Origin of the sequence: Pseudomonas sp. LPB4.O (genome assembly GCF_038383825.1) — a bacterium.
GTDB lineage: Bacteria > Pseudomonadota > Gammaproteobacteria > Pseudomonadales > Pseudomonadaceae > Aquipseudomonas > Aquipseudomonas putida.
The window spans coordinates 4,013,386-4,027,056 of record NZ_CP151298.1; the positions used below are offsets into that span (position 1 = coordinate 4,013,386).

Below are 13,671 nucleotides of genomic sequence, written 5' to 3' on the forward strand. Positions count from 1 at the left end.
GGTCAGCTCCGTGCGATCAGGGAAACGGCCGGGAAGCCGCCGAATGGCAACTCGTTGCCTTGGCCAAAACGGACTGTGCAGCCTGAATCCAGGCAACCATTGCACTGGTCCTTGGCTGGGTCGTCCGTGGCGGTTCCATCGAGGTCGTAGTACGGGCCTGTGTATCCGCAGTTAGGGCCGCGGTAGCCTGCGGTCACCGCCCAGTGGCACAGCTGAGTCATCTGCCGGCCGATCGTCTCCCCGCCCACGTCGCCAGGGCTAGCCAGCTCCCAAGAAACCGTGGTCCCGTTCTCCGAGACCTTCTGATCGATATACCAGACCTCGATCGCCTCCTCGGTCGGATCAGCCTCGGGGTTGCCGCTTTGGAAATTTGCCGCGTCCAGGTAGCGCGCCATGGTGTGACGGATGGTCAGTTTGAACTCGAGCAGGTTGTCGAAGGCCAGGCACAGAGCCGTGATCCTGCCGTTGACGTTACCGACCGTCAGCGTGGGCCGCACGGCGGTGCCGTCCGAGTTCGCCTCAATACCGTCGATCTGCATGGGCCATGCGCCATACTCGTTGCCCTGCCACCAGATCGACTTGGCCGGCAGCTGATCGGCGTTCGCGCCAGCCGCTGCAAGCTCCTGAGGCGTGTGCGGTATAGCATGCCCATGAAATCGCAGCGTGTCCGCTCCGAAATCGGAGCCGTCCAGTTCGAACAGCAGGATTTCCGCGCCCGGCTCCAGCTTCTGCAGCTGAGTGATCAAGCTCATGGATGAAACGCTCTCTCAAAGGCTGCCGTCAGCACCACCACCCCACCCGGCTTGCGCTGCTGCCGAAAGGCCTTGCAGCGGTACATGCCGAGTACACCCTCGGGGTTGGTCCACAAGAACGCGGTAGCGCCCCGGTGCCGTCTAATGAAGACCAGGATGGGCGCGACCTCGTCCGCCAAGCCGCCGAACGAAAGCGACCAGCTGTCTGTTTCGGAATTCAAGCCATCGGTGGACACTTGGGCATAGTTGTCACCGAACTGTGATGTCCGAGTCCGCAGGGTGCTGTCACCGCCGGCCTCGTCGTCAGGAGTCCAGGTAAATGTTTCGATCGCCATCAGCGTCTCCCGTTGCTGTTTCGATAGCTCACGCCACCGGCGCGCCAAGAGTCGGTAATGGCTCGATCAGCTACACCCTGCATCTGCTTCTGCAAATTCTGCTGAAGCGCAGTGCTATCAAGCTCCATACCATCTGAACTGCGATCCTCCACAGTGACAGCCACGGGCGCATTCACTTGCACCACAGTCGAGCCCCCGCCGGCACCACCAATCATCTGCACGCCCAGGGATCCGTCGGAGCCGCGCGCCAGCGGCATGATCGCTTCAGGGCCAGCTTCCCCGACAACGCCGAGATCCCCTCCAGCCAGGCCAAATGGAGTTGGGGTGCTCACTATGCTGTTTGTGAAGGCGCCACCTTTGGCAAAGAATTGCACGCCACCATCCCAGCCGCCCCCCTTAGCCTGCTTCACGCCAGACCAATTGCTGAGGTAATCAGAGCCGTAGCCTGCCTGAGATGCGCCCAAGCTCGAAGAAACTGCACCCGCCGATCCTGTCGGCAGGCCATTTCCCCCGCCGCCGCCAAACCAGCTACTTGCAGCGGATACACCCAGGCCCACCAAGCCACTTAACAGCGAACTCGCGGCTTGTTGACTCGCTATCCTGGCCATATCCGAGATCACGCTAACGGCGAAGCTCTTGAAGTTGGCCTTCCCCGTCATGGCAAACTCGGCCACAGCGTCACGCGCCGTATTGAAACCGGTGGTGAGCATGTCGTCAGTTGCGCCCGCCACGTTCGCTGCGTCAGCCTGGATGTTGGCCCAAGCCCGCTTGGCGCCGTTTCGGTAGTCGCGCTGCGCCTGCAATCTAGCCTCGAAGCCGTCGACCTCCATCTGCAACTCACGCGCCTGGTAGTCGGCGAGGTCTGCCAGCCGCTGCTGGTAGGCGTCCTGACTGAGCCGGCGCGACACGTCCTCTTGCTGCTCCTCCAGTTGTCGACGCGCCTCCGCATATTTCTGCCGGACGGTGTTTAACCGGTCGGTCTCTTCACGCTGGTCATCGCCCATACCTACGCCGGCCACATCCGCATTGATTGCATCCTGACGGGTCTGCAGGACCACTTCCATCGCCTTGCGGTAGGCATCGGCACTGTTACGCCGCACCTCGGCAAGCTTCCGCTCTTCCTCGGCTCGCTTCTGCAGCACGGGATCGGCATAGGCCGTGTTGAGGTTTTTGATGCCGAGCTCCATCTCGGCGGCGGTGATTTTGCCCGCGGCTTGCGCCTTGCGCAGCCCCTGCACGCCCTCCGCCAGATCCTCCAGCCGCTTTTTCTCGGGCAACGCGCGGTCGATGATCGCGTCGAGGGCCTTGATCTCATCCTTTAGCGCCTTCGCGCGGTCCTTGCTGCCCTCGGTGGCATCCTTGTTGGCCTTCTTCTGCGACTCGATCGCGCTGGCAGCCGAAAGGATCGCCTGGCGATCTGTTTCGGTGAGGTCGGCGTTTTCCTCGATGTAGCGGTTGGCGATTCTCGTCGCGTCGCCATTATCCTGCAGGCCTGCCAGCTGCTTCTGGAGCGTTTCCAGGTAGGTCTGCCCTGTCGTGCTCATGCCGACCTTCGCGGCATTGTTCGCCTGGGTGGCCGAGGTGTTTTCTTCGGTGACCCCGGTGAGCACCCGCAGGGTTTCGGCAATCAGGCCTGAACGCTGATCGGCATCGCTGACAGCGCCAGCCTGGGTGATCCACTGCTGCAGGGTTCCGGCCGGAAGCTGAAGCCGGGCGCCGACCTCCTGCAGGATGGGCGACAACCCCTGACCAGCGGACCGTGCTTCGTTTAGGCGGTCAATCAGGCCTTGGTATTCGGCAAGCTGGCGGTTGTATTGGCCACCGGAGTCACGCGCCGGCGCAGTGACTACAGCAGACCGGATGGACTGGGCCAGGTCGCCGTATGCGTCCTTGACCTTGTCTGCAGAAGTGATCTGTTCCTGCTGCCACTTGACCAACGACGCTTCGCGCTGGTCCTTGTTGAGCTTCGCGAACTCTTCCCGCAACTGCGAGACCGGCTTTTGCATCTCTTCGAGGCTGATGCCCGCCCGATCTGCGTTATCGCGCAACAACAGGAAACTGGCCGCTGCGGTACCTGCAAGCAGGGCCAGGCCCATCGGTCCGCCCAGTACACCAAGCAAGCCGGCGCTGACAGTTCGAAGGCCACTCTGGGCAGTTGCTACCGCTACAGTAGCAGCAGCTTCTCTCTGCCGCGCCTGAGCCAGCTGGATCGACATCTGCGTCTGAACCGCAGTGCCTTGCGCTGCCGCAGCCTCGCGAGCGGCCAGGATGGTTGCGGTTTGGGCCTTGCGCTGATCGGCGATGGCCGCCTGCAAAACTGCCTCGGCCTGGGCAATACGCGCTGCACGGTCAGCCCGTGCAGCTTGGACGGCCAAGCCAGACTTGGCCACGTAGTTGGTCAGGGCCGCAGCACCGACACCGCCCATGGCCACAGCCACCAGATCCACGTTGTCCGCCAGCGCAATTAGCACGTTTGCCAAGCCTGCGACTACGCCGGTTTGCTCCTCCATACCCCCCAGGAATGTCTGAATGGCGTTGCTGATGTTCACCATCGCGTCCTGGACGCTGGTGGACATGTCGGCCGCAGCCTTGCGGTTGGCCTCCACGGTGCGCAGCAGGCCGGTATTGATATCATCGAGCGACAGCTTGCCCTGGACGCCGAGCTTTCTGATCTCCTCCGCGCTCTTGCCTGTGGCAGTGGCGATGGCAGTGACGATGGTGGGCATGGCGTCCTGAATGGACACCCAGCCATCCGCTTCAACTTTTCCGGTCTGCAATGCCTTGGAGTAGGCATCCAGTGCGGAGCCGGCCTTGTCGGCAGCGGCAGCGTTGGTCACGAGCAGGAAGCTGAAGCTGTCGGTGATATCCAGCGTCTGCTGGGTGTTGAAGCCTAGACTGCGCATTACATCTGCGGTACGGATGTACAGCTCTTGGGCCTCTGCCAGGGGCCGGTAGGTTTCCTGAGCAGTTTGCAGCAGGTGCTCCTGCACCGCCTGGTACTCACCAGCGCTGCCGGCTGCGGCCTTCATGCGGTCGGACATCTGACCGTAGGCGTCAACCTGCTGAATGATGCTGCCAATCAGGCCGGCACCTGCGACGGCGGCAAAGGCGCCACGCATCAGCCCCCCAGCCCTCTGAGCAGCAACACCGGCGGTGTCGAACGCAGAGTCAACCTGCTCCAGGTTGCGGTCGATCGACTGGGCGGTGCGTGCCACCACCTGGTCCGCGCTGGCCAGTTCGCGGCGCAGCTGTGCCGTGGTGGCCTCGATCTGGACCAGCATCCCCTGGACTTGTTGGTCGGCCATGCAAATCTCCAAGCACAAAAAACCGCACGGAGGCGGCACGCTGTCTACTGTTTGGGCCGCCCTCGCAGGAAGCTCTTCAACTTGTCCGCAACGCTTTCACGCTTCTGCGGGGACGCCGGGGCTTGCCCCTGGCCTTGGCCCTGCCCTCGTCCGGTCCAATCGAGCCGAGCATCGAGAGCGAGCATGATTTGCGGGATGGGGGTGTGCCACGCGGTGTCAGGCGGCCAGCCAAGCCAGCCGGTGGCCACGCCGAACAAGTAGTCGACGTAGCTGCCGTTCCTCACTGCGCTGTGCTGACCGCCTCGTCCTTTCCCCGGGCAGCCACGCTCGGTGGCACCGGGTTGAGCAGGACGGTGATGAACTCGGTCAGCTTGCCGGACACTTGGGCCACGCCGGTGTGAAACACTTCACCTGCGATGACGGGGTGCTGATCCGGCTTCAGGTCTGCCCCTGCGACAACAACGTCGGCACAGGCGGCGATGCTCATCAGGCGCATAGCCTCCAGCGCGCCGCGCAGCCCGCCAAAACGGGCCTCGATGCGCAGCGCCGCATCCAGCGTGGGCTTAAGGGTGTAGCTGCGCGCACCGATCACCAGTGTGACTGTGCCATGCAGGGCTTCGCTCATTGGGGTTCTCGCAACGATGGAAGGGGCTCAGCCCCTTCGGTCATGGGGCGGCCGGGCCGGCAGGGATTTCGATGATGTCGGTGTTGATCGCGAACGTCATATTGCGACGCACCACGTTATCAGCCGCGCCTGGAGCCACGGTGTTGTTCATCACCTTCACGCCGAAGTAGAAGGTGGTCGGCAGAATGGCGGGGGTTGCATCTGGATCGCCGTCGTTGAGCGTGACCTTGACGTTGTAATTGCCCTTGGAACGGTCCTTATGCGCTACCGATACGGCCTTCTGACCTGTGTCGCCGCTGTCCAGGCCTACCGTCAGGGTCATGTTCCCGGCGTCGGCGGTGCCCTTGTACTTGCGCACGCGGCCATCGCTCAAAGCAGTGAAGTTCACTGCGCTGAAGGTGTCGCCAAATTCGCCGAGATCTTCGATCTCACCCACCTGAACGTACGTGTCGGCCTTGTATTCGGTTTCGCTGTCGGCACCGGTCTTGCCGCCGATGGCAAGGCGGCAGCCGGCGGCTGTATTGAGGTTGTCGTCGGCCATGGGGGTTCCTCCAAAGGCACATTGGATAAAAGCCGCGGCGCGGCCGGTGGGTAGTTCAGTGGGTAGTGATCACGCGGACGGTGATCGAGCCCTGGTATGTGATGCCGTCGGCGTCGCGCTGGGCGTCGGACTGCTCGACCCGAACGGAAACCGCTCGGCCCACCTCCAGCGGAAGCCGGCGCTCATCGAGGGCGGCGATGACCTCGCCGTTGATGCGTTTGACCTCGGCTTGGCCCACGGCATCGGACCAGACCGACAGGTAAAGCAGGCGCGTTTCGCGCTTGCGGCCCGAGATCGGGCCGCTGTTGACCGAAACCTCTCGATCGATGGAGACGTACGGCATTTCGGCGTTCAGCGGCGCGCCGTCGTATATCGGGCAGCTGACCTCGGCCTGAAGCCTAGCGAAGATCGCCTCTTGCAGAGCCAGGGATGGATCAGCCATTGCCTACCCCCTGGCTTGCTTTGCGCAGCGTTCGGCGGACTGCTTCCTGAAGATCGGCCATCACAAACTCGCGGTTTACATCCAAAGACGGCCGCAACCATGGGTGCGCCGGCCTCGCTGGTATGTCCGGGTACTTGCCGAAGAAGTGCTGCCCATCGGACTTGTTCTTCGTGTCGCGCTGGCGTATCGAATTACGCCGCCCTTTCAGTTGCGACTTGTCGCGGTTGTTGGTGTGCACGCCGCCGATCGCGTCCCGGTCAGCTCGCTGGTACATGCTGCCGGAATGGCCCTTGGTGCCGTACTCAAGGAACCGCAGGTAAAAGAATCGGCGATTGTCTCGCTTGCCGCGTATGCCCACCTGAGCATCCAACCCGCTGGGGGTGACGTAGACACGCAGGGCTGCTGCTGCAGCGCCGGTATCCTTGGGGATCAGCTGTCGCTGGGTTGCGAGTACCCGCGCAGCTGCTTTGGCCATGGCAGGCTGCAACTCGTTATCCATCGTCTTGTGGATGTTGCGCAGCGTCCGGCGTAGCCGGATATCACCGCGAAGGCTCGACCGGCGCGCCATACCCTACTCCTTGGCCGGATCAGCCTTTGCGGGCTTCGCGGCCTTGTCGGTGACCGCTTCGGCGTACCCCCGGGCAATCAGGCCTTCGCCATAGGCCTTGTCGACCTCGAACTCTTCGCCCTTCTCCCGCTCACCGGATGCGCCCGTCAGCGGGCCTAGTGCTCGAATTTTCATGATTCACCTCATGGGTTAGGTACCGATGAGCAGAGAAGCCTCATCAAGGAGTTTTCGTTGTCCGGCAGAACGGCCTCAACCTGGTAGGTGATCCCCCGCCGTGTCAGGCGCGATCCTGTGACGATATCTGGGCGCGGCCTGCCGATGATTTCGGCGGTTACAACAGCACTCAGCTTTTCAGCAACCGCAATGACCCGACCGCTTGGGGTACGAATCTCACCCCACATTTCAGGGCGAGCAGCTGGCAGCCACGTCACTGTGGCGCCCCCGGATTTATTCCTCTCCTCGTGTCGATGAGCCACCTGCAGCCGATGACGCAGCGGACCGGCCCTCATATGCCCCACCCGATACGATGCGGCGTCAGGAGCGCCTTCGAACCTTGCGGCAGTTCGGTGGCGATGGTCCCGATCACGACGTCCTCGCGGTTGGCGTAAAGGTGGCCGAGGATCAGCAAGCAGGCAGCCTTGATCTGCTTATTGCAGACCATGGGGGACTCGCCGGCATCGTCGGCAGCGACAGCTTCGTCCAGCGCTTGCTGATCTGCGTAGAAGCGACGGTTCAGATAGTCCATAGCCTGCCCTTCTGCCGCCTCGATCAGGAGCTCCAGGTATTCGTCATCATCGTCGGGATCTCGGAGATGATGCCGGGCAATGGTCAAGCTGATGACCGACATACCCTTAGTCCTTCAGCGGTTCGAGCGATGCCAGATTCCGCTGCACCAGCTCCTCCGCATGCCGACGCGGCACCGTATATGCTGGACCGCCGCGACGACGAAGCTCACCCTCGTCCATGTACGAACGCAGCGGATAGATCTGAAGAGTCACAGGGTTGGGGTTGGCCCGATCATTTAGTGCCAACTCATCAGCGCCGGCGCCGCTATCTGCCAAGACTAAGGCAGTTAGAGCGACGGCTTCGGATGCGGCATCTGCAGCGTCCGTCGTGGAGATACCTGCACCCTTCTCGCCTGTTACACCATCCGGCCCAGTGCCAGCGGCTGCCTGCCCTTCTGCCGTCAACAGACCCGAGTCCTCCGCCGAGCCTTGAGCAGTTGCAGGGACGCCCGAATCAGCGGAGTTGCTAGCGCCTGGAGCGATCGCTGGGCCAGGCGAATGAGGCAACCCGGCAGCTTCAGACGGCCCGCTGCTGGAATCAACGGTCGATACTGAGTCCTTCGCATCAGCCGTGGAGGCTGGTGTTTCCTGTTTACGTGCCATTGGATTACTCCATTGCGGCGCCATTTCTGGCGCCGATCTGCGGGATGGTTAAGGAGTGACCAGCGGGCCAGTAACGAACGCTTCGTCGCGATAGATGGCAAAGGCCAGGCGCTCTTCAGCACGAATCGTTGCCATGTTTTTCTCGAAGTCATCACTGTTCTCGGTCGAGATCAACACTTCGATTTCCATACGGTCGAAGATCTGAGCGCCGAGCTTGAAGGCACCAACCAGGAAGTCGTTCTGGGTCATGGCCTGGGTGGAAACCACCGGACGATTCCACAGCTTCGCGTTGGTACCTTCTTGCGGTTGACCGATGATGTAGCGGCCTTCCCCGTCCTTGGTCAGCTCAATGGCCGCCCAGTCGATCGGGTTGAGCACGATGCCATCCGATGGAAACTCGGCCAGTTCGGCCTGCAGCAGTGCTAGGCGCAGGCGGTCAATGCGCTGCTCGCCCACTACAGCGACACCGGAGGGCGCAGCGTAAAGTTGAGCAACGGTCATGAAGCCCTGCAGGTTCACGCCGGTGCCGTTGCCGTAAAGCAACTGAGCTTCTTCAGCTATGGTCAGGCCGTAGCGTGCGCGACCGTCGATGTAGCTCTGCAGGGCCTTCGCATCGTCCAGCATCTGGCGGCTGGCTTTGAACAGATGGGCGATGGTCCGCACGTTCGCAGTCGCCAGGGCGAATGTCAGGTCGGAGTATGGCTTGGCCGTGGTCTCCGCCACCGTACGGGCGTTGTTGGTGAAGCCGGTTTCACGGACGTACTCGATGGAGTTCGACTCAGTTGTGCCCGGCGCGACCAAGTCGCGGACAGTCAGTCGGCGCTGCGGCGGGGCAATGATCCCCGGCAAGCGCTGAGTCTGCACCAAGTCACCGCCGGTTGCGGTGGTGATAGCTGCCCGCGGCACCGATACGCGCCGAGAGCCGCGGAAGGACGAGTTCATATCCTTCATTTCTTCGCTTTCGATCACGAGAGCGCCGACAGATTTCTGCGGCTCTTCCTGGTGGCTGCGATCCCGGCTTGCGTTCACGAGCTTTTGCTCAGCCTCACCCAGGCGCGCCTGAAGCTCCCCCTGCTTGGTCAGCAGCTCGTCGACCTTGGCGCGGGTTTCGGTATTCATTTCACCGGAGGCTTTGATTTGCTTTTCGGTCGCCTCGGCCTGGCTTTTGATCTGGTCGCCAATGCCCTTCAGGCTGGCGTTGAGTTCCTTGACTTGGGCTTCAAAGTCCATGGTCATTTTCCTTTCAGAGAATTGAGGAGGTTGGTTGCCGCGCTCAGAGAGGCGGAGAGGTCTGGCGCGACAGCTCTGGGCTTGTCGGGCGGGGCAGCGTTACGCGTACCCCCGCCGGCAGCGCGAGGCATGCCGGACTTGAAACTGGCGAACAGTTCACGACGCTCAGAACGAGGCATGCCGCCCTTGGCTAGGGCTACATCCATGGCCTTGAGTGCATTGGCTTGGGCGGCGTCTTCGGTTTCGCGCTCGGTTACCTCAGTGGACGACAACATCCCAGTGGCCAGACCAAGCTCAACTGCACGCTTGCCACGGATGTAGGTTTCGTCGTCCATCAGCTCGGCCATGTCTTCTGTCGACTGGCCGCTGGTCTCGGCATAGAGGTCTGCCATCGCGGCGTCGAACTCTTCCATGTCGTTAGCGATATCGCGCAGGTAGTTGCGATTGCCGGCGAGCCAGGTCCAGCAGTTGTGGATCATGAGGAAGGAGCTGCTGGCCACCTCACGCTTTTTGCCGGCCAGGAAGACAATCGAAGCAGCGCTAGCCGCCATGCCGAGCACCTTGGTGGTGACCTGGTGGCTGTGCTCCTGCAGGCGGTTGTAGATGGCAATGCCTTCGAACATGTCGCCGCCTGGCGAGTTGATGTAGACGGTGACATCTCGCTCGCCGATGGCTCGCAGAGCGGCATCGATTCGTTTCAGCGTGACGCCTTCGCCATACCAGTCTTCGCCGATCACTCCGTAAACAGTGATGGTGTCCGAGGTGTTCTCGACGGCCGCCTGGATCGCGGGATTCCATTTTTCGAGCGCGCGCGGGCTCATCTCGCTGCGCAGGCCGCGAGACTGGATCTTGTGCTTCATGGATTGCTCCCGTGATTTACTTTTCCGGCTGTTGGAGCCAGTTCATCAGTGCGGCCCGTGCGGCCTGGCTATCGTTTTGCTTGCCCAGCTGGTCAAGTGGCACTAGGTTGGATTGCACGGTCAGTACATCGCCACCCGGCATGCTCGGAAGGTTTTCTTTCCGCCGGCCCTCGTTTCGGGTCATGTAGCCGTTCTGCCCCATCGTGCTGAGATAGGCCGCGCGACCGGTGCTGTCCGCGCGCAGGAACGCTTCAAGTGAGTACTCTGCGTAGAACTTGATCCGATCAACAGCCGTCATGCACCACTTGTTCACGCACTGCTCGATAGGCGCCGTGAAGGACATGATGCAGTAGGTGAGAAACGCGATCTGCTGCTGTTCCAGGCCCGTGCCCCAGTTGCTGCCCTTGTCGGTCTTCATCACCATCCAAGGTGGGACGCCGAACCAGCGGCAGATTTCCTCAATGCTGTGTCCTCTCGACTCCAGCAGCTGCGCATCAGCAGGGTTGATGCCGATCATTTCCGGCTTCACACCTTGCTCGAGCACAGGGCTCTTGCCGGCATTCAACGCCCCGGAGATCGTCTTGACGTACTCGCGGAACTCGACGCGCTGGTCCCGATTCAGCGTCTTGTCTACCGAAAACGCAACCGTCGGCATCATGCCGTTCCGGAAGGTGCTGTTGGCGGCATCGTCTGCAGACATTGCAGAACCGAACACATCCGCACCGTACCGAATAGCAGAAAGGCCGACTCGGCCATCCAGGGTGAAGGCTGGGATGTGCAGCATGTCTTGCCGCAGGATCTCTCGGCGGGCTCCCTTTCGGGGCCTGAAGAAATACCTGAGCCGTCCATCGTCGTCGAACTCAAGGTCGACTCTCGACGGCATCAGGAAGTCTAGGGCGATTACACGGCCAGCAGAGCGATGGATCTCGCAGTAGGCGTTGCCCCACAACAGCATGGAGGCGACGACTGCCTGCCAGAAATGGAAGGCAGCCATGTCCTCGTTGGGGCTGTTGTGCACAACGTCGTACAGCGGGAAATCACGGGCGCTCTCTCGACTACCATCGGGCATCCGCCGGTAGATGCTCAACGGCAAGCCGGCTACCGAAGTCGAGATAATCCGAACGCATGCCCACACGGTGGACAATCGCATGGCCTTATCGACGCTGACTGACTTACCACTACTGGACTGGGCGCCGTTGAAGGCACTCCAGAAACCTCCATCCGACAGCTTGATGGTCTTGCCCAGCCATTCACTCATACTGGCTGAAGGCTTGCTGGCAGCAGCCCCCAATGCCTGGGATAGGGTTTTAATCACTGACAAGCCCTCTGCGGATGAAGCCAGCGATGCAGAAGAAGCTCAGCGATCCGGCCAGCAAAGCCCAGCCGGTACCAGCCAGCATCCAGACCCCGCTGCACGCCAAGCAGAAAGCGACCACTGCGCAGGCGATGAAAATATGAAATGCGTTCATGCGATCAGTGGATCCCGAATGCCAGCCATGAAGTTGTCCATTCCCCCTCGGCCTTCAGGATTGAGGCTGATCAGAGAAACGGCGTTGAAAGTAGCCATCAGCGGGTCGATCTTTGCTGTGCCCGAAGCCTGCTTGGTGATCAAGAACGCATTGGCCGATGGCACCCCTTTGGCGTTACCGCAAGACCAGGCCATCAACGGTTGGCCGCAGTGCAGGAGCGTGCCTTCGGCAAGCTTGCGCTCTGTCGTCTTGATTGCGCCGGTGAGCTTCCAGCCCTGGGAGATGCCGACGATCTTGTCTTCCTCGACCTCAGCATCCGCCAAGGCATCAAGAACAGAGCCAATCCCTGCAGGGTCGAGACCCACCTTATCCAGAAGACCTGTGGCATTGACCCGGGCCACAATAGCCGCGAACTGCGCTACGTCGTCACCGATTCGCTCGACGATCGTGAGGTCACCTCCTTTCTCCAGGTCTCTGAGGCGCGGCGCCTCAGATTTGCGCCGTTCAAGAACAGAAGGATGTGCCCAGGCGTGAGCCCAGTGGAACCACCTTCGGGTACCAGCCTCCCGCCCGATCACGGCTAGCCCGAGCAGGTCATCAAGACCCCCTCCATCACCACCAACATCGACCACCTCGCACCTGGTGAGGATTTCATCAAGGTTCAGCCAAGTAGCAGCTTGAGCCTCCCAAAATTCCGCCCCGACCCACGCGTCGGACATCAGAGCCAGGCCGATCTCGATGTTGAGGTGCTTGGCTAGGAACCCACGTAATTCAGCCTCACCGTCCAGCTCAGCCTGCATAAACAGGCGCTCAAGCGTAGGCCGGTCAACGGAGTAGTCGATGTTCGGATTGACCAGGTGGAAGTTCTCAGGCTTCCGCGCCTCGCCGCTCTTGATCATCTCTTGAGAGAACTCATAGATGATCGGCAGGAAGCGGTTGTCGTCGATCCGGCCATCACGCACGCCGCGTGCATAGTTGAGCTTGGAGCGGAACACACCCGCCGGCGGCTCATTCGACTGGGTCGTGAGCCAGATGATGAAGCCTTCGGGTCGCGACAGCAGACCGCCAGTCGCCTCACGGATCATGTCAGCGGCTTTCGGGTTTTTGCCGAATAGCCAAGCTTCGTCGATGAGGACACCGACGGCTTTCTTGCCGCCCACCACATCGCTATCCGCAGCCACCACCTTCAAGGTGGCACCGGTCTCGCGATGGGTGATCAACCGCAGGTGCGGCTGAACATGCAGCAACGCTTTCAGCTCGTCGTCATTGTTGACCATGTCTTTGGCCGGGATGAACGAGTTGTCGGCAATCTCCTTGGTCGGCGCCAGGATGATGAACTCAGCCGAAAGACGCCAGTTGCGGATCAGTGCGGTCAGCATGATCCCTGCAGCGATCGTAGATTTACTGTTTTTCTTCGGGATGCAGAGCATCACTTCGCGGATCAGACGCTCGCCAGTCTCGCTGTTGTAGCTGCCGAAGATGGCCCCGGCGAATGCCAAGACCCAGGGTGCGCAGGCAGCCTCAATGGTGGGGCTGCCCGGGGCATCGACGATCTTCAGCCCCTTGAACACGTCGAGGCCGGCTTCAGCTTCGTCTGGAAACAGCGGCTCGGGGATGATTGATTCGCCCGCAGCCAGGCACCTCCACCAATCCGGGCAGGCTGTTGTCCATTGCATAGGTCAGTTCTTCACTACGGAGAGAGGCGGCTTGCCCTGGGAGTACTTGCCTTTACCGACCTGCTTGGCGGCCTCGGCCTTCTGCTCTTTCTTGCCCTGGTCGGCGACCTTGCCGTGCACATAAGGCATTAACGTCTTGGCCGCTTCCAGCCGCATGCGCATGTCGGCGCCTTCTGCGTTCATCAGTTCAGTGAGGAAGGCTCGCGGGTCGTCGGTCTCGGTTAACGACAGCTCATCGGCGTGCTGCTCCTGAGGTTGTTCGGCTTTAACTTTTCGAGAGGGTTTAACCTCAGAACTGGAGGCCTGCTTTTGCTTCAAGCGGCGCCCGACTTCGGCAAGGACATCGGGGTCCTTCGCAAGCTTGGAGCCCGCTTGCGACGCGGTCTTCTCCGAATATCCTGCGGCGATCGCCGCCTCGCGATTTGTGGCACCCGACAGCAAAGCGTCAACAAACCGCCGCTTCTTGTCGGTTAAAGCCAT

At 61.3% G+C, this 13,671-nt stretch carries 17 protein-coding genes; all 17 read right to left on the bottom strand.

Going from position 1 to position 13,671, the window contains the following annotated elements:
- Positions 1-2: 2 nt before the first annotated feature.
- The gene (locus tag MRBLPB4O_RS18165; protein WP_341796158.1) at positions 3-752 is read right to left on the bottom strand and encodes a phage minor tail protein L; all 750 of its coding nucleotides are present in this window, start codon (positions 750-752) and stop codon (positions 3-5) included.
- Entirely contained in the window at positions 749-1,087 is a 339-nt protein-coding gene (locus tag MRBLPB4O_RS18170) for a phage tail protein (protein ID WP_341796159.1), read from the bottom strand. Before MRBLPB4O_RS18170 ends, MRBLPB4O_RS18165 begins: the two co-directional genes overlap by 4 nt.
- Entirely contained in the window at positions 1,087-4,392 is a 3,306-nt protein-coding gene (locus tag MRBLPB4O_RS18175; RefSeq protein ID WP_341796160.1) for a phage tail tape measure protein, read from the bottom strand. The genes MRBLPB4O_RS18170 and MRBLPB4O_RS18175 overlap by 1 nt, the downstream gene beginning before the upstream one ends.
- Before the next feature lie 44 nt (positions 4,393-4,436).
- Positions 4,437-4,676, bottom strand: coding sequence for a hypothetical protein (locus tag MRBLPB4O_RS18180; RefSeq protein WP_341796161.1), 240 nt, complete (start codon positions 4,674-4,676; stop codon positions 4,437-4,439).
- A complete protein-coding gene (locus MRBLPB4O_RS18185) occupies positions 4,673-5,017 on the bottom strand; it encodes a hypothetical protein (protein WP_060709071.1) in 345 nt (114 codons plus the stop codon). Before MRBLPB4O_RS18185 ends, MRBLPB4O_RS18180 begins: the two co-directional genes overlap by 4 nt.
- Before the next feature lie 40 nt (positions 5,018-5,057).
- Complete coding sequence (locus MRBLPB4O_RS18190; RefSeq protein WP_341796162.1) at positions 5,058-5,558, bottom strand: hypothetical protein; 501 nt, start codon at positions 5,556-5,558, stop codon at positions 5,058-5,060.
- A gap of 55 nt (positions 5,559-5,613) precedes the next feature.
- On the bottom strand, positions 5,614-6,000 hold the full coding sequence (locus tag MRBLPB4O_RS18195) for a DUF3168 domain-containing protein (RefSeq protein ID WP_341796163.1): 387 nt from the start codon (positions 5,998-6,000) through the stop codon (positions 5,614-5,616).
- Positions 5,993-6,568 carry an HK97-gp10 family putative phage morphogenesis protein gene (locus MRBLPB4O_RS18200; protein WP_341796164.1) on the bottom strand — a complete coding sequence of 192 codons (576 nt, stop codon included), beginning with the start codon at positions 6,566-6,568 and terminating at the stop codon, positions 5,993-5,995. The genes MRBLPB4O_RS18195 and MRBLPB4O_RS18200 overlap by 8 nt, the downstream gene beginning before the upstream one ends.
- Before the next feature lie 3 nt (positions 6,569-6,571).
- Complete coding sequence (locus tag MRBLPB4O_RS18205) at positions 6,572-6,742, bottom strand: hypothetical protein (protein WP_020190149.1); 171 nt, start codon at positions 6,740-6,742, stop codon at positions 6,572-6,574.
- An 8-nt stretch (positions 6,743-6,750) separates the two neighbouring features.
- Positions 6,751-7,077, bottom strand: a complete 327-nt coding sequence (locus MRBLPB4O_RS18210; RefSeq protein WP_341796165.1) for a head-tail adaptor protein — start codon at positions 7,075-7,077, stop codon at positions 6,751-6,753.
- Positions 7,074-7,415: a head-tail connector protein gene (locus MRBLPB4O_RS18215; protein ID WP_016485708.1), complete on the bottom strand. Its 342-nt coding sequence runs from the start codon at positions 7,413-7,415 to the stop codon at positions 7,074-7,076. Before MRBLPB4O_RS18215 ends, MRBLPB4O_RS18210 begins: the two co-directional genes overlap by 4 nt.
- Before the next feature lie 4 nt (positions 7,416-7,419).
- On the bottom strand, positions 7,420-7,956 hold the full coding sequence (locus MRBLPB4O_RS18220) for a hypothetical protein (RefSeq protein ID WP_341796166.1): 537 nt from the start codon (positions 7,954-7,956) through the stop codon (positions 7,420-7,422).
- A 48-nt stretch (positions 7,957-8,004) separates the two neighbouring features.
- Positions 8,005-9,186 (bottom strand): phage major capsid protein, encoded by a 1,182-nt coding sequence (locus MRBLPB4O_RS18225; protein ID WP_341796167.1) that lies wholly within the window; start codon positions 9,184-9,186, stop codon positions 8,005-8,007.
- Between the two features lie 2 nt (positions 9,187-9,188).
- Entirely contained in the window at positions 9,189-10,046 is an 858-nt protein-coding gene (locus MRBLPB4O_RS18230; protein WP_341796168.1) for a head maturation protease, ClpP-related, read from the bottom strand.
- A 16-nt stretch (positions 10,047-10,062) separates the two neighbouring features.
- A complete protein-coding gene (locus MRBLPB4O_RS18235; RefSeq protein WP_341796169.1) occupies positions 10,063-11,361 on the bottom strand; it encodes a phage portal protein in 1,299 nt (432 codons plus the stop codon).
- A gap of 150 nt (positions 11,362-11,511) precedes the next feature.
- Positions 11,512-13,191, bottom strand: coding sequence for a terminase large subunit (locus tag MRBLPB4O_RS18240; RefSeq protein ID WP_341796170.1), 1,680 nt, complete (start codon positions 13,189-13,191; stop codon positions 11,512-11,514).
- A 3-nt stretch (positions 13,192-13,194) separates the two neighbouring features.
- Positions 13,195-13,671 (bottom strand): terminase small subunit, encoded by a 477-nt coding sequence (locus tag MRBLPB4O_RS18245; RefSeq protein ID WP_027609640.1) that lies wholly within the window; start codon positions 13,669-13,671, stop codon positions 13,195-13,197.

What these genes read in the sequence shown, in the direction of transcription:
- MRBLPB4O_RS18165 (WP_341796158.1), bottom strand. Translation starts at nt 752, where the DNA reads ATGAGCTTGATCACTCAGCTGCAGAAGCTGGAGCCGGGCGCGGAAATC.
- MRBLPB4O_RS18170 (WP_341796159.1), bottom strand. Translation starts at nt 1,087, where the DNA reads ATGGCGATCGAAACATTTACCTGGACTCCTGACGACGAGGCCGGCGGT.
- MRBLPB4O_RS18175 (WP_341796160.1), bottom strand. Translation starts at nt 4,392, where the DNA reads ATGGCCGACCAACAAGTCCAGGGGATGCTGGTCCAGATCGAGGCCACC.
- MRBLPB4O_RS18185 (WP_060709071.1), bottom strand. Translation starts at nt 5,017, where the DNA reads ATGAGCGAAGCCCTGCATGGCACAGTCACACTGGTGATCGGTGCGCGC.
- MRBLPB4O_RS18190 (WP_341796162.1), bottom strand. Translation starts at nt 5,558, where the DNA reads ATGGCCGACGACAACCTCAATACAGCCGCCGGCTGCCGCCTTGCCATC.
- MRBLPB4O_RS18195 (WP_341796163.1), bottom strand. Translation starts at nt 6,000, where the DNA reads ATGGCTGATCCATCCCTGGCTCTGCAAGAGGCGATCTTCGCTAGGCTT.
- MRBLPB4O_RS18200 (WP_341796164.1), bottom strand. Translation starts at nt 6,568, where the DNA reads ATGGCGCGCCGGTCGAGCCTTCGCGGTGATATCCGGCTACGCCGGACG.
- MRBLPB4O_RS18205 (WP_020190149.1), bottom strand. Translation starts at nt 6,742, where the DNA reads ATGAAAATTCGAGCACTAGGCCCGCTGACGGGCGCATCCGGTGAGCGG.
- MRBLPB4O_RS18210 (WP_341796165.1), bottom strand. Translation starts at nt 7,077, where the DNA reads ATGAGGGCCGGTCCGCTGCGTCATCGGCTGCAGGTGGCTCATCGACAC.
- MRBLPB4O_RS18215 (WP_016485708.1), bottom strand. Translation starts at nt 7,415, where the DNA reads ATGTCGGTCATCAGCTTGACCATTGCCCGGCATCATCTCCGAGATCCC.
- MRBLPB4O_RS18220 (WP_341796166.1), bottom strand. Translation starts at nt 7,956, where the DNA reads ATGGCACGTAAACAGGAAACACCAGCCTCCACGGCTGATGCGAAGGAC.
- MRBLPB4O_RS18225 (WP_341796167.1), bottom strand. Translation starts at nt 9,186, where the DNA reads ATGGACTTTGAAGCCCAAGTCAAGGAACTCAACGCCAGCCTGAAGGGC.
- MRBLPB4O_RS18230 (WP_341796168.1), bottom strand. Translation starts at nt 10,046, where the DNA reads ATGAAGCACAAGATCCAGTCTCGCGGCCTGCGCAGCGAGATGAGCCCG.
- MRBLPB4O_RS18240 (WP_341796170.1), bottom strand. Translation starts at nt 13,191, where the DNA reads ATGCAATGGACAACAGCCTGCCCGGATTGGTGGAGGTGCCTGGCTGCG.
- MRBLPB4O_RS18245 (WP_027609640.1), bottom strand. Translation starts at nt 13,671, where the DNA reads ATGGCTTTAACCGACAAGAAGCGGCGGTTTGTTGACGCTTTGCTGTCG.